The following is a 16,929-nucleotide window of genomic DNA, read 5'->3' as shown; positions in this document are numbered from 1 at the left end:
GTCAGGTCTCCCTTGTAATGATCAGGCGTGCTCAGCCGAAACGCTGCAGCTGCATCTCCTTCAGACGACTGAGGGTACGGCGGAATGGAAACTCCAGGTAGCCCTCGGTGTACAACGCCTCCATTGGCACCCGCGCTTCGAGGTAGAGCGGCACCTTGCGGTCATAACACTCGTCCACCAGGGCGATGAAACGCCGCACGCTGTCATCGTGCACCGACAGCTGCGGCAGCTCGCGATCACCCGCCACCACTCGCTCGGCGCCGTCCTCGGTACCCCGGGCAATCCGCCCCGGGCGCTGTTGCGCGCTGAGCTCGGGCACTTCGCTGAGCAGGATCGCGCTGAAGCGGTCGCACAGGGCCATGAAATCCATAGCGGCAAACGGCTGCTCGCACAGGTCGGCGAAACGGCACCAGAGCACCCGCTCGCTGGCCTTGATCACCCGGACCTCGCGGTAGCCCACCGACAATACCGCGCTGGACACCGCCTGCCCCGCCGCCAGTTGTTCGAACGCCGGGCCCAGGGCGCTCGGTTGGCCGGCCGGGGTCAGCCAATAACGCTGGGTGGCCGCCCCCGGGTGCAGGCGATGGTCCTGGGCGCCGTCCACCGCCACCACCTGCATATGCGCCTCGATCGCGGCGATCGCCGGCAGGAAACGCTCGCGGTTGAAGCCGTCGGCATACAGCTGTTGCGGCGGCTGGTTGGAGGTGCAGACCATCACCACGCCCTGCTCGAACATCACCTGGAACAAGCGCCCGAGAATGATCGCGTCGCCGATGTCGTTGACGAACAGTTCGTCGAAACACAGCACCCGCACCTCTTCGCTCAGCTCGCGGGCCAGGGCCTGCAACGGGTCGGCGGTGCCGGTCAGCTGGAACGAGCGCTGATGGACCCAGCCCATGAAATGGTGGAAGTGCTGACGCCGCGCCGGCACCTCGAGGCTTTGATAGAACTGGTCCATCAGCCAGGTCTTGCCCCGGCCCACGGGGCCCCACAGATAGACCCCGGAGATCGAGCGTCGCCCTTCATGCAGCGCGACATGGCACTGCTGCAGGGCCAGCATCGCCCGCTCCTGGGCCTCGTCGGCGACGAAACCGCGCTCCTGGAGGGCGTACTGATAGGCGCTGAGGGGGGAATCGAAAGGCATGGGGGCCACGCATCCGCAAATGGGCCGCGCAGTATGCCATGCCTCACCTGGCGACCGCTGCGGCTACAGGGAACACGGCGCCGGTGTAGCCGCTGCCGAGCAGCGCGAGGCTGCGATCGGCAACGCAGTTGCCGTAATCCGGGCCGCGCGTTCTACCTGATACACCGCGTGCCCAGGTTTTGCGGCAACTGCGTTGCCGATCGCAGGCTACGCCAGCGGCTACAGCGAGCGCGGGCGCGATGGCTATAGCGAGATATCCAGCCGGGCGATCTTGCCCTGCTCGTCGAGCCGGAACACGTAGCGCAATTCCAGCGGGCTGCCGGGAAAGCTGCCGGAGATCAGGTTGTCCACCAGCACCTTGCCAGTGCGTTGCTGGACCTTGAGCACCTCGAGCCGTGGCTGGTAACGGCGGGCGCGGTCTTCCATCCATTGGGCGATGGCCCGGGTGCCGGCCTGGTGCTGGCCCTCATCGAACACCTGGGCGTCTTCGGCGAAGAAACTGGCGACCGCCGAACTGTCACGACCATTGGTGGCCGCGAGGTAGGCGGCGATGGCCGGTGCGAGAGAAATGGCTGTGCTGGACATGGTGCTGCGGCTCCTTGTTTGTCATTGCTGGAGCCATGCTAAAACGCCGTCGCGTCAGTTCTTGTCAGGAGTGAAACGTCCGGCATCGTCCAGTTGCATGCGCTGGCGCCAGGTGCGCAACAGGTCGCTGCGCCGTCCCGGATAACGCTGGCCCTGCTCGCTCGCGGCGGCGATGCGGTCGGTGCGAAAGGTGCGGAAATCGTCGCGCAGCTCGCACCAGGCGACGATCACCCGCGCCTCGTTCATGAAGCCCAGGGCCAGCGGCCAGATCAGGCGCTGGCTCGGCGTCTTGTTCACGTCGGCGTAATCGATGTGCAGCTTGGCCTGCTCGCGGATCGCCTGGCGAAACACATTCAGCGGCACCACGTTTTCCGGGTAGCGATACGCCGGCGGGCCGGGCAGCACGGTTGGGTTGTGCAAGGCTTCCTGGGCCGACGGCGCCAGCACCGCGGCGATCTTTGCCAGGGCATCGGCGGCGGCCTTGCCGAGGACTTCGTCGCCACGCTGGTCGACATAGCGCAGGCCAAGGACGATGGCTTCGGTCTCGTCGGCGTTGAGCATCAGCGGCGGCAGGAACAGACCGCTGCGCAGCACATAGCCGATCCCGGCCTCGCCATGGATAGGCGCGCCCAGGGCCGTCAGCTCGGCGATGTCGCGGTACAGGGTGCGCTCGGACACCGCAAGCTCCGCCGCCAGCGCCGCGGCGGTCACCGGGCAGCGCTTGCCGCGCAGCACTTGCAACAGGGTCAACAAACGCGTGGTACGCGACACGGCATCAGGCTCGACAGGGAAAGATCGGCGCAGCTTAGCAGAGCCCCCTGTCAGGTTCTGTCAGTAGCGAGCCCCGTAGCCGCTGCCGCAGGCTGCGATCGGCCGCAATCCGGACAACGCACTCTGTCTGATGCACCGCAGGCTCAGGTTTTGCGGCAACTGCGTTGCCGATCGCAGCCTGCGGCAGCGGCTACAGAGACCGGCGGTGTCTGGGTGATTGTGAGGCTGGCCCTTCTGGCCCGGGCGCCTTTCTGGCATCCTGCGCCTCCATTTTTCTGACCGGGTCCGCAGATTTTGCCTTACGTCCTCCGACAGCCCGCGTCGCGCCCCTTTTCTCCACGTGTTTCATGCCCTATCGACACGTCATTGGCAGGCTTTTTCCCATGACCGCACCTGATCGCTCCACGCCGCGCTACAAGTCCGACCTGATCTATGGCCTGGAGGACCGCCCGCATTTCAGCGCGGCGATCTTCGCCGCGCTGCAGCATGTGCTGGCGAGTTTTGTCGGCATTATCTCCCCGACCCTGATCTTCGGCGGCGTGCTGGGCCTGCAGAACGAAACGCCCTACCTGATCAGCATGGCGCTGTTCGTCTCGGGTCTGGGTACCTTCGTCCAGGCCCGGCGCCTGGGGCCGATCGGCTCCGGACTGCTGTGCGTGCAGGGCACCAGCTTTTCCTTTATCAGCGTGCTGCTCAGCGCCGGCCTGATGGTCAAGGGCCGTGGTGGCAGCAACGAGGACATCCTCTCGACCATCTTCGGCATCTGCTTCTGCGCGGCCTTTATCGAGATGTTCCTCAGCCAGTTCATCGGCAAGCTGCGCAAGCTGATCACCCCGGTGGTGACCGGCACCATCATCACCCTGATGGGCCTGTCGCTGATCAAGGTGGCGGTCACCGACATGGCCGGCGGCTTCGGCGCGCCGGACCTGGGCGCCGCCAGCAACCTGGGCCTGGCCGCCCTGGTGCTGCTGACCATTGTCGTGCTCAACCGCTTCAGTCATCCGATGCTGCGCCTGGGTTCGATCGTCATCGGCCTGACCCTGGGCTTCGTGGTCGCCTGGCTGCTGGGCCGGGTCGACATGGCGGCGATGCCGGACGTGCCGATGGTCAGCGTGCCGGTGCCGTTCAAGTACGGTTTCTCCTTCGACCTGATCGCCTTCATTCCGCTGGCGGTGATCTTCCTGATCTCGCCCCTGGAAGCGGCCGGCGACCTGACCGCCAACTCGATGATTTCCCAGCAGCCGGTCAAGGGCCCGCTGTACATCAAGCGCATCAAGTCCGGGCTGCTGGCCGACGGTTTCAACTCGATGGTGGCGGCGGTGTTCAACAGCCTGCCGATGGTCACCTTCGCCCAGAACAACGGAGTGATTCAGCTGACCGGCGTGGCCAGCCGCTACGTGGCGTACTTCATCGCCGGCCTGCTGGTGCTGCTCGGGTTGTTCCCGGTGATCGGCGCGGTGTTGCAACTGATGCCCAAGCCGGTGCTGGGCGGCGCGACCCTGATCATGTTCGGCACCGTGGCCGTGGCCGGGATCAAGATCCTCGCCGAAGCCGGGCTGCATCGACGCAACGTGCTGATCGTGGCGATCTCCCTGGGCATGGGCCTGGGCGTGGCGGCGGTGCCGGAAGTCCTGCGCGAACTGCCCAAGGCGCTGCACAACATCTTCGAATCACCGATCACCGTGGGCGCGATGTGCGCGATCCTGCTGAACATCTTCCTGCCGGAAGAATTCATCGAGCTGGAAGAAGACGAGTTCGACCCGGAAGCGGCGACCCTCAAGGTCATGCAGGACCCGGATGTGAGCGCCAAGGCCAACGCCTGACCCCGAGCATCTGTAGGAGCAGCCGGTCGACGCTCGATTGCTCGCGATGGCGTCATTAGCCGCACCGCCAAACTGGCATCTGTAGGAGCGAAGCTTGCTCGCGATGGCGTCGGTGGCGACACCACCAGACGGCAGGCCTCAAGCTCACTACCAGCCCTGCCGGCCCAATCGCCGGCAAGCCTGGCTCCTACAGAAACCGGGCGTTCTTGACATCGTGGTTTGTGGTGCAGACCTGGCCGCGCTAGATTCATCAGTGCCTCCCTTCCCGCAGAGACGAACCCTGATGCGCAGATTCCTCGGCCTCACCCTTTCCTTGCTGTTGCTCAGCTTGAGCGCCTGCGCCCTGTTTCCCCAGCGCGATCAGTTGCACATCAATGTGGTCGGTATCGAACCCCTGCCCAGCCAGGACCTGGAAATGCGCTTCGCGGTCAAGCTGCGCCTGCAAAACCCCAACGAAACCGCGATCAACTACAACGGCGTGGCCCTGGACCTGGAGGTCAACGGCCGGCCGCTGGCCTCCGGGGTCAGTGACCAGAGCGGCAGCATCGGGCGTTTCTCCGAGGGGGTGCTGGTGGTGCCGGTCAGCGTCTCGGCCTTCGCCGTGCTGCGCCAGACCCTGGGCCTGAGCCAGACGCAAAGCCTCGACGACCTGCCCTACGTGCTGCGCGGCAAGCTCGCCGGCGGCCCGTTCGGCACGATGCGTTTCGTCGACAAAGGCCAGCTGAGCCTGCCCAAGACCGCCAATTTCACCTGGTAAGCGCACGCGCTGCGCTCGCAAATACGCTTATCCAGACAGACCGCGGACTCAGGCTTTGCGGTTGCTACGTCGCAATGCCGCCCAAACCGAGCGCAGCCTGCGATCGGCGGCGCAGCCGTCGCCAACTCCCCTCCGCTAGAACACCGACCAACCGATGCGCTGGCTCAGCAATTCCAGCGCCGCCATGCCCACCAGGGAGTTACCCGCCGCGTTCAATTCCGGCGACCACACGCACACCGTGAACTGCCCCGGCACCACCGCGACGATGCCGCCGCCCACGCCGCTCTTGCCCGGCAGGCCGACGCGGTAGGCGAAATTGCCGGCTTCGTCGTACAGGCCGCTGGTGGCCATGATCGAGTTGACCTGCTGGGTCTGGCGCGCCGTGAGGATCTGCTCGCCGCTGTGCTTGCAGAAGCCATCGTTGGCCAGGAAGCAGAAGGCCCGCGCCAGGTCGACGCAGCTCATGCGCAGCGCGCAGTGGCTGAAGTAGCTGCGCAGCACCGCCTCGACGTCGTTGTGGAAGTTGCCGAAGGACTGCATCAGGTAGGCCATCGCCGCATTGCGCGCGCGGTGCTGGTATTCCGAATCGGCGACGCGGCCGTCCACCAGCACCTGCATATTGCCGGACAGGCGCCGCACAAAATCGCGCATGGACAGCGCCGGCGCGGCGAAACGCGACTGGTTGATATCGCAGATCACCAGCGCCCCGGCGTTGATGAACGGGTTGCGCGGACGGCCACGCTCGAACTCCAGCTGCACCAGGGAATTGAAAGGCTGCCCGGAAGGCTCATGCCCCAGGCGCTGCCAGATCGCCTCGCCGGAATGCCCGATGGCCTGTACCAGGCTGAACACCTTGGAAATGCTTTGCACCGAGAACGGCGTATCGGCGTCGCCGGCGCTGAACACCTGGCCATCGTTGCCATACACGGCGATCCCCAGCTGGTTGGCCGGCACGTCGGCCAGCGCCGGAATGTAGCTGGCCACTTTGCCCTGGCCAATCAGGGGACGGACCTCGTCGAGGATCTCGTTCAACAACGCTTGCATGTTCAGACTCGCACGTTCCGCCTCGCACCGCCGCGAAGCTATCGCTGCTAGACGCATCCCGCCGCGTCGAGAACACAGTTGTCGTGGCCATCCCTGGCGCGGCCGCTCGCACCGTCCCCGCGCGGGAGAAAAAACCGTCGATGAAAATCGCCCGCGCACCGCGCATTTTTGATCGGGCAGAGCCGCAGCTGATAGGCTTTCCACTACATTCGACAGGGAGCGCTCATGGATCTCAACGCCGCCAGGATGTTTGTCAGCGTGGTCCAATGCGGCAGCATTTCGTCCGCCGCCAACCTGCTGCAACTACCGCTGGCCACCATCCGCCGGGGCATTCGTGAACTGGAACGCAGCCTCAACGTGCAACTGCTGGAACGCTCCACCCGCGGCACCCGGCTGACCGCCGCCGGCAGCCAGCTCTATGAACACGCCAGCCGCGGTATCGAAGCCCTGGCCGAGGGCGAACAGGCTGTCAGAAATGATCGAATGCACTTGCAGGGCCGCCTGAGTGTGTCGGTGCCTGCAGCATTCGAGAGCTGGTGGAAGCTGCTGGCCGAGTTCCAGCGGCGCCATCCCGAGGTCCAGGTCGCGGTCTATACCAGCGAGCGGGAAAGCGACCTGGCGCAGGATGGGGTCGACGTCGCCTTGCGCGCCGGGCCGTTGTTCGACGAGGAGCGCCCGGCGCGCCTGCTCGGCAGTTACCGGCATATGCTGGTCGCCAGCCCGCTGCTGCTGGAGCGCCTCGGCACCCCGCAAACCCCCGCCGACCTTCGCGGATTTCCCTGTGCCGTCTGGTCGCGCCAGGCCGATGCCCGGGAACAGTGGCAGCTGGGCGACCAATGCTACAGCCCCGATCCGCTGTTCGCCGCCAACGATTACCTGCACCTGCGCCAACTGGCGCTGACCGCCAAGGTGGTCACCGAGCTGCCGGCCTTTCTCGCCGCCGAAGCCGTGCGCGACGGTCGCCTGCAAGCCCTGCTGCCGCACCTGCCGATGCCGGAACAACAGCTGCACCTGCTGTATCCGAACCAGCGCCCGCCCTCGAACATCGTCCGCGCCTACCTGGATTTCGCCCAGGCCTGGCTGGTGGAAAACCCCTTGCCACACCCGCACTGAGCAGGCGCTGATGCAGATCAGCTCAGGACTGCCGCCCTGCCAGTAAAATACCCCCTCACCCGGCTGTGCCCTGCCCCCCACACAGCCCGCGACCCATCCTATGCGCCGACACTGGCGCCATCTTTCTGGAGGTGTCCCCCTTGAAAACCTGGTACTCGGTGGTCGGCGTCCTGCTGATCACCACCCTCGCCGTGCTGCTGGAAATCCCCAGCGATACCTGGCTGACCTCCGCCACCCTGAGCCTGGTCCTCGGCGCCACGGCGCTGGCCTACATGGCCCTGTCCTGCCTGCTGGCCAGCCGCTGGCGCTGGGTCGAGCGGCTGTTCGGCGGCCTCGACCGGGTCTATGAAACCCACAAGTGGCTGGGCATCTGGGCGCTGGTTTTCGCCAGCTATCACCTGGTGTTCAAGGCCAACCTGGATACCTGGCAAAGCGTGCCGATCATCGAGCTGTCCAAGTACTGGACGCGCATGGTGCGCCAACTGAGCTACGTCGCCCTCGGCCTGATCGTGCTGCTGGCGCTGAACCGCAACATTCCCTACGGCCAGTGGCGCTGGTGGCACAAGCTGTCCGGGCCGCTGTTCGCGATCGTCATCCTGCACTGGCTGAGCTTCAAGTCGCCGATTGCCCTGGATAACCCCTCGGGTATCTGGCTCACCGCGCTCTGCGGCCTGGGCCTGCTCGGCGCCCTGTACAAGCTGCTGCTCTATCCATTGCTGGCCAAGGCCGGCGAATACAGGGTCAGCGCGGTGACCCTGGAGAAAAACTCCCTGCACCTGGAGCTGACCCCGCTGCACCGCGGTTTCGCCTTCAAGGCCGGGCAGTTCGCCTTTCTCGCCATGCGTGAAAAAGGCCTGCGCGAACCGCACCCCTTCACCATCGCCAGTGCTCACGCCAGCGACGGGCGCATCGAGTTCGTAATCCGTGCCCTGGGCGACTACACCCAGAAGTTGCGCCAGCAGGTCAAGGTCGGCATGCTCGCCGACCTCTATGCGCCCTATGGCCGCTTCAAGCGTCGGCTCGATGCCGGCCGGGAAATCTGGATCGGCGGTGGCGTGGGTATCTCACCCTTTATCTCATGGTTGCAGGATGCCACCGCCGGGCGCTTCGACCAGGCGACCCTGGTGTACTGCTGCAACCCGTCACGGGCCTTCCCCAGCCTCGAAACCTTGCAGGGCCTGGCCGAGCAGCGCGGGGTGGCTTTCATCGGCCACACCGACGGCGCCGACCGCCTGGGCGAAACCCTGCAACGGCTGGCCAGCGAAACCGATCCGCAACAGATCCAGATCAGTTTCTGCGGGCCCAAGGGCTTGCTGGCACGGGTCAAGGCGTTGATGCGCGAATACGCGATTCCCGAGCGCAACCTGCACTACGAGTTCTTCGAGTTTCGTTGAACGCTCTCAAGTCCGGCGCGGCTCATGCAGCATCAGCCGCACCACCAGCGCCGCGACCAGGGTGATGGCGATCAGCGCATACAGCAGCCAGGTAAAGGCCTTGGCATAGAGCCCGAGCAGCAGCTCCCGGCCCAGCTCGGGCAACAAGGCCGCGCTGGCCTGCAGGTTGCCGCTGGCCAGTTGCTGCGCGGCCAGCGACAGCTGCGGATGTTCCGGCAGCGCCGCGGCCATGGACAGTTGCAGCAAGCCGGCCAGCAGGGCCACCACCAGGGCCAGGGCAATGCCCTCGCCCGCCACCCGGGTGGTGCTGAAGATGCCGGTGGCCATCCCCGCCCGTTCCTTGGGCACCACACTGACCGACAGGCCGTCCATCAAGCCCCAGGGCAAACCGGCACCGAAGCCGATCAACAGCATGGGCAAGACATTAGCCGCCGGCGCCTGCCCCGGGGCGATCCGGCTGAGCAGATAGAGCCCGAGCGCGGCAATCACCAGGCCGACGCTGGACAGGGTCCCGGCGCCGAACCAACGGGTCAGCCACGCGGCCAGCAACGGCACCACCACCATCGGCGCGGACAGGGCGATCATCATCAGTCCGGCATCGATCTCGCTGTAGCCTTCCACGCCGATAAAGCGGATCGGCAGCAGGATCAGCAACACCACGAAGCAATAGCAGGTGGCGATCGGCAGCAGCTGCACGCCGACAAAGCGCGGATAACGAAACAGCGACAGGTCGAGCATCGGCCGCTTGACCCGCAGCTCCACCACGATAAACAGCAGCAACGCCAGCAGCGCCACCAGCAGCAGACCCCAGACCAGCGGGCTGCCCCAGCCGCTTTGCGGCGCCTGCAAAATGCCCCAGGTCAGCGCCACCAGTGCCGCGGTGAAACTCAAGGTGCCGGGCCAGTCGACCCCCGCCGCGTCCGGGTCGCGGGACTCAGGCATGCGCGGCACGCCGAACAGCAGCGACAGACCGCCAATCAAGGTCCCGGAGACGAAGATCGAACGCCAGCCGTAGGCTTCGATCAACACCCCGGCGAGGATCGGCCCGAATGCCAGGCCGACGCCGAAGGTGGTGCCCAGCAGGCTGAAGGCGCGGGTCCGCGCCGGGCCCTCGAACGTCTGGGCCAAAGCAGCCGAGCCGCCCGCCAGCGCCGCCGCACCGGCCAGCCCCTGCACCGCCCGCAACAGGTCGAGCCAGAGCACCGAAGGCGCAAAAGCCAGGGCCAGCGACGTCAGGGCGAACAGGCTGACACCGAGGCTGAACACGCGCTTGCGTCCGTACTCGTCGGCCAGGGTGCCGGCGGCCATCAGCGCGCTGCCGAAACTCAGCATGAAGGCATTGGTGATCCAGCTCAGGGCCAGGGGGCCGCCGCCCAGCTCGCGGCCGATGGCCGGGGTCGCCACGGCCACGCCGACGAAGGTCAGCGGCAGGATCAGCGCCGCCAGGCACACCGCGGCCAGCACGGCGTAGGAAGAACCGCCGGCGACAGTGTGATTTAAGGCAGCAGGCACATCGGTTGGCGAACTCATCAGCACCTCAGGGGGAACGTTAGGGTGCGATCAATGGTAGATTCGCCGCAATCATCCACAAACAGGGCTAAAGTCCGTTCTTTACGGACATTAACGCTCTAATCGAGATCCCCATGGACAACCTCAGTGGCATGCTGGCCTTTGTGCGCACGGTGCAGGCCGGCAGTTTTGTCGGTGCGGCGCAACGCCTGGGCATCTCCGCTTCGGCGGTGGGCAAAAGCCTGGCGCGCCTGGAAGAACGGCTCGGCGTGCGCCTGCTCAATCGCAGCACCCGGCGCATCAGCCTGACCGACGAAGGCACGCTGTTCTTCGAGCGCTGCCAGCGCATCGTCGGCGAGGTGGAAGACGCCGAAGCCGAGCTGGCGCGCATCAGCGACAAGCCCCGCGGCAAGCTGCGGGTCAGCCTGCCCGCCATCGGCTATCGCATGCTGCTGCCGATCCTGCCCGAGTTCGCCGAACGCTACCCGGAGATCGAACTGGACCTGGACTTCAACGACCGGCTGATCGACGTGATCGCCGAAGGCGTCGACGCGGTGATCCGCAGCGGCGAGCTGGCGGACTCCCAGCTCAAATCGCGCACCCTGGGGCCGTTCCGTTTCGTCCTGGTCAGCGCCCCCCACTACTTCGCCCGCCATGGTGTGCCCCAGTGCCCACCTGACCTGGAGCGACATGCCTGCCTGCGCTACAAGTTTCCCGGCACTGTGCAATTGCAGGAATGGAAACTGCGCCTGCCCGCCGACGCCCCACCGCTGCTGCTACGCAGCGCCCTGACCAGCAACAACCTGGAATCGCTGATCCACGCCGCCACCCAGGGCCTGGGCATCGCCTTCGTTCCGGACTTCGTGGTGCGTGACGCCCTGGCCGACGGCTCGCTGGTGTCGGTGCTGGACGACTATCAGATCGACAGCGGCAAGTTCTCGGTGCTCTGGCCCGGCAGTCGACATCTGTTGCCGAAACTGCGAGTGTTCGTCGACTTTCTCAGCGAACGCCTGGTGCTGGGCGGACGCTGAAACGCCCTTATAAGGCCAATCACAAGGAATGTACCGCAAGCATGCAACCGATACCCACCCTGTACACCGAACGCCTGATCCTGCGTCCGCTGGAGCTGGCCGATGCCGAGGCTGTCCAGCTGCAGTTTGCGCACTGGCAAGTGGTGCAATACCTCAACGCGCGGGTGCCCTGGCCCTATCCCGCCGATGGTGCCCTGAGTTACCTGCGCGACCTGGCGCTGCCGGCCATCGAGCGCGGCGAGGAATGGCACTGGTCGATTCGCCTGAAAAGCGCGCCGGAACAATTGATCGGCAATGTCAGCCTGATGGACCAGGCCGACAACAACCGCGGTTTCTGGCTGGCTCCGGCGTGGCAAGGCCAGGGCTATATGAGCGAGGCCAGCGCGGCGGTCACCGAGTACTGGTTCGAGGTGCTGGGGCGTGAGGTCATGCGGGTGCCCAAGGCCGCGCCGAACCTGGCCTCGCGGCGGATTTCCGAACGCGCCGGCATGCGCCTGATCCGCAGTGACGAAGACGACTTCGTCTGCGGGCGATTGCCCCGTGATATCTGGGAAATCACCCGCGAAGAGTGGCGTCGCCTCAGATGAAACGCACGCCGGCCTTGGCCCGCTCGTCCACCGTCAGCTCGAACACATCCGGACGCGCATAGTGGCCGACCACGTCGTAGTCATAGCGCGCCCGCACCAGCTCGTCAGTATCGATCTGCGCCGTCAGCAGGCCGGCGCGGCCCACCAGCGGCCCGGCCAGGACCTCGCCCATGGGCCCGACAATCACACTGCCGCCGGCAATCAGCGGGCGCTCGGCCGGCCAGTTGGCGATCTCCAGCCCCAGCGCCTGGGGTGACGCCTGCACCTGACAGGCACTGACCACGAAGCAGCGGCCTTCATGGGCGATGTGGCGCATGCTGACCTGCCACATCTCGCGCTCGTCCACGGTCGGCGCGCACCAGACCTGCACGCCCTTGGCGTACATCGCGGTGCGCAGCAGCGGCATCATGTTTTCCCAGCAGATCACCGCGCCGACCCGGCCGACCTGGGTGTCGAATACCGGCAGGGTCGAACCGTCGCCCTTGCCCCAGATCAGCCGCTCGGTGCCGGTGGGCATCAGCTTGCGGTGCTTGCCCACCAGGCCGTGCTGCGGATCGAAATACAGCGCCGTGCAATACAGGGTGCTGCCAGCGCGCTCGATCACCCCCAGCACCAGGTTGGCCCCGGTGCGTGCCGCCAGGCCGGCCAGGGCCTCGGTCTCCGCGCCCGGCACATCGACCGCATTGGCGAAATAACGGGCAAAGGCCTCACGGCCTTCCGGCAGGCGATAGCCGAGCTGGGTGCCGAAGCCCTCGCCCTTGGGGTAGCCGCCGAGCAAGGCTTCGGGCATCACCACCAGCTGCGCGCCGGCCTCGATGATGGCGGCTTCAAAGGACAGGATCTGCTCCAGGGTATCGGCCTTGCCCCCTGGCAGGGAGCCGATCTGCAACGCGGCGACAACGGACTTGGACATCGGGGAAACTCCTGTGGCGATGAAGTGTTGCCCATTGTCCGGCCCTCGCCGATCATGCAGAAAGCCCCTCCTGATACTGAATGATATGAACCAGATGAATATCGCCCAGGTCGATCTCAACCTGCTCAAGGCCTTCGAAGCCCTGCATGACGAATCCAGCGCCAGCCGCGCCGCCTTGCGCCTGGGCGTCACCCAGTCGGCCATGAGCGCGGCGCTGCGGCGCCTGCGCGAGCTGTACGGCGATCAGTTGTTCGTGCGCACCGGGCGCGGCCTGGCGCCGACCCTGCGGGCCAACCAGCTCAAGCCGGTGGTCAGCGAGGCCCTGAACAAATGCCGGCAGAGCCTGGCCATGGTCGATCCCCATGCCAGCCATTATCAGGGCCGCTCGGTGGCGATCGGGCTGTCGGACGATTTCGAGATTGCCTACGGTCGGCGCCTGATCGAGGAAGTCGCCCGGCGGGCGCCGAAGCTGCGGCTGATCTTTCGCCAGAGCCACAGCCAGATCGTCGGCGAAGCGCTGTTGCAGCGCAGCATCGACCTGGCCATCAGCGCCGGCGGTTTCGCCGAACGCATGCTCAGCCGTCAGGTATTGGGGGAAGGCAGTTATCTGTGTCTGGCGGACCCGGCGAGCCTGGGCCCGGGACAGCAGGCCATCGACCTCGACGAGTTCGTCGCCCGTGAGCATGTGCTGGTGTCGTCGCAAGGCTTTATCGGGATTACCGACGAGGGCCTGGCGGCCCTAGGGCTGAGTCGCCAGGTCTGCGCCTCGACCACGCATTTCGCCGCGCTGCCCCATCTGCTCAAGGGCAGCCAGGCGGTGGCGACCATTCCGGCCCACGCCGCGCGGAGCATCGCCGAACTGACCGGGCTGGCGCTGCTGCCCTGCCCGCTGGACCTGCCGCGCTACCCGATCGAGCTGGGCTGGCGCACCAGCGCGCAGATCGATCCGGTGGTATTGAAAGTGCGCGAGGCGATCGTCGCCAGCTTCGAGCTTACTTGTTCGCCGCCATCAGGCGATTGACTTCACTGCGCACCATGTTGGCGTATTCCGGCGGCGACATGCCGTCGAGTTCGGCACGCACCCATTCGGCCCATTTGCCCTTGCGCTTGCCGCGCTCGCCGAACAACCGTGCGGCTTCGCCCTTGGCCTTGCCCAGGTTGCTCTGCCACAGCTCGAACAGACGGGACTTTTCATCTTCGATCTCTGCACGCTCGGCGAGAGTCTTGTTGGCCAGATTGAAGCTCATGGGAATTTCCTGCTGCGTAAAATAGCCGACATCTTACACTGTGACGGCTGGGGTTTTCCCGCCGGCATGGAGCGGGTGGAGAAAATATCTGCAACTTTTCGCCGGCCCCGCAACTCCATTGTTCATCGCATCACTGACCCGCAAGGAGTAACTCAATGGCTCGTAAAACTGCTGCGCAAGCGGCTGACGAACAAATCAAGGACCAGGAATTCAGCGAGCTTCAAGCGTTGATCGAAGAATCGGAAAAGCTCCTGAAAAGCAGCGCATCGCTGGTGGGTGAGGAAGGCGAGAACCTGCGCCAACAGGTCGGGTTGAAACTCAAGCAGGCACTGGACTCGGTGTCCAGCGTGCGCGAGCGCAGCAAGCCGGTGGTGGACGCTACCGAGCAATACATCGGCGGCCATCCGTGGCAGACCGTGGCCATCTCCGCCGGCGTCGGCCTGGTGGTGGGCCTGTTGCTGGGGCGTCGTTCGTAACCGGTTTTCTGTAACGACCAGCGCCACCCGCGACCGCTAAAAAAAGGACCAGGCTTGCAGCATGCTTGCCTGGTCCTTGCGTGTTGAAAGCGCGTTTTAAAGCCCCGCCAGCTCCCGCAACTGCTTGAGCTCCGCGGCGTCCAGGGCAATCCCCTCGCGCAGGGACTTTTCCCGCTGGCGATGCCGGCGATCCCCCGGCAGGCGCTTGAGCCCTACGCCATGCATCTGGCGGATCAGCTCCTGGCTACGCTCGGCGAAATTCTGCCCGGCGCCCTTGCTCGGATCGATGACGATCAGCAACTGGCCGGTCCAGGGCGTCTTCGCGCCCGGGTGGTTGGACCAGTCGAACTCGAACGAGAAATGGCCACCCGTCAGCGCCGCCGCCAGCAGCTCGACCATCATCGACAGCGCCGAACCCTTGTGCCCGCCGAACGGCAACAGCGCGCCGCCTTCGAGAATGGCTTTCGGATCGTCGGTGGGCTGGCCGAGACCGTCCACGCCCATGCCCGGCGGCAGGCGTTCGCCCTTGCGCGCGGCGATCTGCACGTCGCCATGGGCAATGGCGCTGGTGGCCAGGTCGAAGACAATGGGGTCGCCCCCGGCCTGGGGCGCGGCAAAGGCAATCGGGTTGGTGCCGAACAATGGCCGATCGGCGCCGTGGGGCACCACGCAGGTCATGCTGTTGACCACGCTCAGGGCGACCAGCCCTTCCTCGGCGAACGGCTCGACGTCCGGCCACAGCGCGGCGAAGTGATGGGAATTGCGGATGGCCAGAATGGCGATCCCGGCGTTGCGCGCTTTCTCCACCAGCAACGCCCGCGCCGCCGCCAGCGCCGGTTGGGCGAAACCGTTGCCGGCATCGACCCGGACAAAGGCCGGGGCCACGTCTTCGACCACCGGCACGGCCTTGCCGTTGACCCAGCCGCTGTTAAGGGTCGAGACATAACCGGGAATACGGAACACGCCATGACTGTGGGCGCCGTCGCGCTCGGCAGCGGCACAGTTGTGCGCCAGGCTGCGCGCCACTTCGGCGCTGGTGCCATGGCGCAGGAAGATCGTTTCCAGCAGTTGCACCAGTGCCTCGAGCGACAGGTGTTCCTGCGGTGTTTCAACAGCCGGGGGCGATACAGACATCTGGAGCTCCGGATTAATTATTGGAATGGGCTACAGCGCATGAGAAGGCACCCAGGAGAGTGCGCCCGACGATTAAACAACGCTTTGCGCGCGCCCTGTCAACCTCGGCCATGGCCTGGCACCGGCGATGCCAGCAAGAGACAGAGCCGCCACCAACACGCCGTCAGCCGAGGATGGTGCACCGGAGCTCGGCAAGGTGGCAGTGGCGATGACCGCGGCCAGGGTGTTTTTGATCTTTTTTTCACTCCAGCTGTGGATACTGCTGACAAAAGTCCTGTGTTTCAGAGGCTTTGCTCCAAAAATAACCTCAACTTTGATATGCATTAGCCATGACGGCGGTTCTCCAAGCCTGGCTGCGAAGGGTAGAATGCGCGAAACCAGGAAGAGCCAATGAGCGAACAGCACCTCACAGAAGCCGAATACGACGCCATCACCGATGCCGCCGCGCAGTGGTGCATGCGTCTGCATGCCGCGGACTGTACGGCCGCCGAACACCAGGCCTTCGAGCAATGGCGCGATGCCCACCCGCTGCATGCCTTCGAATACGAAGCGATGCAGGAAATCTGGGAAGTCGCCGACCATCTGCCTCGCCCTCAAGCCACCACCGTCCTGCCCTTGCCGGCGCCGCGCAAACCCTGGCGCGCCTACGGCATGGCCGCGGCGATCAGCGCCCTGGCCCTGCCCCTGGCCGCCTACAGCGGCTGGAGCCTGGGCTGGCTGCCCTCCTCCTACGAACATTTCCAGGCCGACGGCAGCATGCGCCAGGTGACCCTGGCCGACGGCAGCCAGGTCGAACTCAACCTGGGCACCGAGCTGACCTACAGCAACTACAAGGACCAGCGCCGGGTCACCCTGAAAAAAGGCGAAGCCTTCTTCAAGGTCAGCCACGACAGCGCCCATCCGTTCGTGGTCAAGGCGGCCAGCGGCCAGGTCCGGGTCACCGGTACCGAGTTCAACGTCTGGATGTACGAGGATCAGGTGCGGGTCACCCTGCTCGAAGGTTCGGTGCTGGTGAACAGCGACAACAGCCACCCCGACGCTGGCTTGCCTCTCGATCCGGGCATGCAGGCGCGTTATCGCCAGGGCGATTACCAGCCACTGATCAGCCAGACCGCTGCCAACGACAGCTCGCTGGCCTGGCGCCAGGGCAAGCTGGTGCTGGACAACCTGGCGCTCGGCGAGGCCCTGCCGCTGATCAACCGCTACCTCAGCAAGCCGGTGATGCTGGCCGACAGCGCCACGGGCAACATTCGGGTCGGCGGCATCTACGACGTCACCGCGGTCAAGAGCCTGGTGACCACGCTGCCCAAGGTGTTGCCGGTGTACCTGACCCGCAACCAGGACGGCAACCCGGTCATCAATTCGCTGCCAGGCACCGCGCCAAAAAGCTGAAGGCCGCTA

The 16,929-nt window shown here is 65.5% G+C and carries 17 protein-coding genes; 9 read left to right on the top strand and 8 right to left on the bottom strand.

Going from position 1 to position 16,929, the window contains the following annotated elements; all coding sequences use genetic code 11:
• Positions 1-31: 31 nt before the first annotated feature.
• The 3 genes from zapE to AC07Y9_RS10640 all read right to left on the bottom strand — a co-directional run bounded on the left by zapE (position 32) and on the right by AC07Y9_RS10640 (position 2,500).
• Positions 32-1,144: a cell division protein ZapE gene (gene zapE / locus AC07Y9_RS10650; RefSeq protein ID WP_102679959.1), complete on the bottom strand. Its 1,113-nt coding sequence runs from the start codon at positions 1,142-1,144 to the stop codon at positions 32-34.
• 243 nt (positions 1,145-1,387) lie between these two features.
• Complete coding sequence (locus tag AC07Y9_RS10645) at positions 1,388-1,729, bottom strand: nuclear transport factor 2 family protein (protein WP_007920497.1); 342 nt, start codon at positions 1,727-1,729, stop codon at positions 1,388-1,390.
• A 54-nt stretch (positions 1,730-1,783) separates the two neighbouring features.
• On the bottom strand, positions 1,784-2,500 hold the full coding sequence (locus AC07Y9_RS10640; RefSeq protein ID WP_102679960.1) for a helix-turn-helix transcriptional regulator: 717 nt from the start codon (positions 2,498-2,500) through the stop codon (positions 1,784-1,786).
• A gap of 383 nt (positions 2,501-2,883) precedes the next feature.
• Between AC07Y9_RS10640 and AC07Y9_RS10635 the strand changes: the two genes are divergently transcribed.
• Both AC07Y9_RS10635 and AC07Y9_RS10630 read left to right on the top strand, forming a co-directional pair.
• Complete coding sequence (locus AC07Y9_RS10635) at positions 2,884-4,323, top strand: nucleobase:cation symporter-2 family protein (RefSeq protein ID WP_009043732.1); 1,440 nt, start codon at positions 2,884-2,886, stop codon at positions 4,321-4,323.
• A gap of 283 nt (positions 4,324-4,606) precedes the next feature.
• Entirely contained in the window at positions 4,607-5,080 is a 474-nt protein-coding gene (locus AC07Y9_RS10630) for an LEA/WHy family protein (RefSeq protein ID WP_053261049.1), read from the top strand.
• A 135-nt stretch (positions 5,081-5,215) separates the two neighbouring features.
• Here the strand turns inward: AC07Y9_RS10630 and glsB are convergent, their stop codons facing one another.
• Entirely contained in the window at positions 5,216-6,124 is a 909-nt protein-coding gene (gene glsB / locus AC07Y9_RS10625; protein ID WP_007928538.1) for a glutaminase B, read from the bottom strand.
• 225 nt (positions 6,125-6,349) lie between these two features.
• Between glsB and AC07Y9_RS10620 the strand changes: the two genes are divergently transcribed.
• Together AC07Y9_RS10620 and AC07Y9_RS10615 are read left to right on the top strand one after the other, a co-directional pair.
• Positions 6,350-7,237, top strand: a complete 888-nt coding sequence (locus AC07Y9_RS10620) for a LysR family transcriptional regulator (RefSeq protein WP_102679961.1) — start codon at positions 6,350-6,352, stop codon at positions 7,235-7,237.
• Between the two features lie 140 nt (positions 7,238-7,377).
• A complete protein-coding gene (locus AC07Y9_RS10615; RefSeq protein WP_102679962.1) occupies positions 7,378-8,631 on the top strand; it encodes a ferredoxin reductase family protein in 1,254 nt (417 codons plus the stop codon).
• 6 nt (positions 8,632-8,637) lie between these two features.
• Here AC07Y9_RS10615 and AC07Y9_RS10610 read toward each other — a convergent pair whose 3' ends face one another.
• On the bottom strand, positions 8,638-10,161 hold the full coding sequence (locus AC07Y9_RS10610; RefSeq protein WP_102679963.1) for an MFS transporter: 1,524 nt from the start codon (positions 10,159-10,161) through the stop codon (positions 8,638-8,640).
• Between the two features lie 113 nt (positions 10,162-10,274).
• Between AC07Y9_RS10610 and AC07Y9_RS10605 the strand changes: the two genes are divergently transcribed.
• Positions 10,275-11,171: a LysR family transcriptional regulator gene (locus AC07Y9_RS10605; RefSeq protein ID WP_102679964.1), complete on the top strand. Its 897-nt coding sequence runs from the start codon at positions 10,275-10,277 to the stop codon at positions 11,169-11,171.
• A gap of 41 nt (positions 11,172-11,212) precedes the next feature.
• Positions 11,213-11,758, top strand: coding sequence for a GNAT family N-acetyltransferase (locus tag AC07Y9_RS10600; protein ID WP_102679965.1), 546 nt, complete (start codon positions 11,213-11,215; stop codon positions 11,756-11,758).
• Here the strand turns inward: AC07Y9_RS10600 and AC07Y9_RS10595 are convergent.
• A complete protein-coding gene (locus AC07Y9_RS10595) occupies positions 11,751-12,671 on the bottom strand; it encodes a carbon-nitrogen hydrolase family protein (RefSeq protein WP_053261042.1) in 921 nt (306 codons plus the stop codon). The two genes, AC07Y9_RS10600 and AC07Y9_RS10595, sit on opposite strands and share 8 nt — an antisense overlap.
• 85 nt (positions 12,672-12,756) lie before the next feature.
• Between AC07Y9_RS10595 and AC07Y9_RS10590 the strand changes: the two genes are divergently transcribed.
• Positions 12,757-13,692: a LysR family transcriptional regulator gene (locus AC07Y9_RS10590; protein ID WP_037004701.1), complete on the top strand. Its 936-nt coding sequence runs from the start codon at positions 12,757-12,759 to the stop codon at positions 13,690-13,692.
• Here the strand turns inward: AC07Y9_RS10590 and AC07Y9_RS10585 are convergent.
• Positions 13,664-13,918, bottom strand: a complete 255-nt coding sequence (locus AC07Y9_RS10585; RefSeq protein WP_007928582.1) for a hypothetical protein — start codon at positions 13,916-13,918, stop codon at positions 13,664-13,666. The genes AC07Y9_RS10590 and AC07Y9_RS10585 overlap by 29 nt on opposite strands.
• A gap of 155 nt (positions 13,919-14,073) precedes the next feature.
• Between AC07Y9_RS10585 and AC07Y9_RS10580 the strand changes: the two genes are divergently transcribed.
• Positions 14,074-14,394 carry an ElaB/YgaM/YqjD family protein gene (locus AC07Y9_RS10580; protein WP_009043722.1) on the top strand — a complete coding sequence of 107 codons (321 nt, stop codon included), beginning with the start codon at positions 14,074-14,076 and terminating at the stop codon, positions 14,392-14,394.
• Between the two features lie 96 nt (positions 14,395-14,490).
• On the opposite strand, the gene AC07Y9_RS10575 is transcribed toward AC07Y9_RS10580, so the two are convergent.
• Positions 14,491-15,528 (bottom strand): Ldh family oxidoreductase, encoded by a 1,038-nt coding sequence (locus AC07Y9_RS10575; RefSeq protein ID WP_102679966.1) that lies wholly within the window; start codon positions 15,526-15,528, stop codon positions 14,491-14,493.
• A 390-nt stretch (positions 15,529-15,918) separates the two neighbouring features.
• Here AC07Y9_RS10575 and AC07Y9_RS10570 point away from each other — a divergent pair, with 390 nt between their 5' ends.
• The gene (locus tag AC07Y9_RS10570; protein WP_102679967.1) at positions 15,919-16,920 is read left to right on the top strand and encodes a FecR family protein; all 1,002 of its coding nucleotides are present in this window, start codon (positions 15,919-15,921) and stop codon (positions 16,918-16,920) included.
• Positions 16,921-16,929 lie beyond the last annotated feature (9 nt).

This window comes from Pseudomonas sp. GW456-L12 (genome assembly GCF_059424045.1).
This window is presented reverse-complemented; position numbering and strand designations above follow the sequence as displayed.

Excerpts from the sequence above, each read along its gene's own strand:
- AC07Y9_RS10575 (WP_102679966.1), bottom strand. The coding sequence starts at position 15,528 with ATGTCTGTATCGCCCCCGGCTGTTGAAACACCGCAGGAACACCTGTCG.
- AC07Y9_RS10610 (WP_102679963.1), bottom strand. The coding sequence starts at position 10,161 with ATGAGTTCGCCAACCGATGTGCCTGCTGCCTTAAATCACACTGTCGCC.
- AC07Y9_RS10590 (WP_037004701.1), top strand. The coding sequence starts at position 12,757 with ATGAACCAGATGAATATCGCCCAGGTCGATCTCAACCTGCTCAAGGCC.
- zapE (WP_102679959.1), bottom strand. The coding sequence starts at position 1,144 with ATGCCTTTCGATTCCCCCCTCAGCGCCTATCAGTACGCCCTCCAGGAG.
- AC07Y9_RS10600 (WP_102679965.1), top strand. The coding sequence starts at position 11,213 with ATGCAACCGATACCCACCCTGTACACCGAACGCCTGATCCTGCGTCCG.
- AC07Y9_RS10585 (WP_007928582.1), bottom strand. The coding sequence starts at position 13,918 with ATGAGCTTCAATCTGGCCAACAAGACTCTCGCCGAGCGTGCAGAGATC.
- AC07Y9_RS10570 (WP_102679967.1), top strand. The coding sequence starts at position 15,919 with ATGAGCGAACAGCACCTCACAGAAGCCGAATACGACGCCATCACCGAT.
- glsB (WP_007928538.1), bottom strand. The coding sequence starts at position 6,124 with ATGCAAGCGTTGTTGAACGAGATCCTCGACGAGGTCCGTCCCCTGATT.
- AC07Y9_RS10645 (WP_007920497.1), bottom strand. The coding sequence starts at position 1,729 with ATGTCCAGCACAGCCATTTCTCTCGCACCGGCCATCGCCGCCTACCTC.
- AC07Y9_RS10595 (WP_053261042.1), bottom strand. The coding sequence starts at position 12,671 with ATGTCCAAGTCCGTTGTCGCCGCGTTGCAGATCGGCTCCCTGCCAGGG.
- AC07Y9_RS10635 (WP_009043732.1), top strand. The coding sequence starts at position 2,884 with ATGACCGCACCTGATCGCTCCACGCCGCGCTACAAGTCCGACCTGATC.
- AC07Y9_RS10605 (WP_102679964.1), top strand. The coding sequence starts at position 10,275 with ATGGACAACCTCAGTGGCATGCTGGCCTTTGTGCGCACGGTGCAGGCC.
- AC07Y9_RS10630 (WP_053261049.1), top strand. The coding sequence starts at position 4,607 with ATGCGCAGATTCCTCGGCCTCACCCTTTCCTTGCTGTTGCTCAGCTTG.
- AC07Y9_RS10620 (WP_102679961.1), top strand. The coding sequence starts at position 6,350 with ATGGATCTCAACGCCGCCAGGATGTTTGTCAGCGTGGTCCAATGCGGC.
- AC07Y9_RS10580 (WP_009043722.1), top strand. The coding sequence starts at position 14,074 with ATGGCTCGTAAAACTGCTGCGCAAGCGGCTGACGAACAAATCAAGGAC.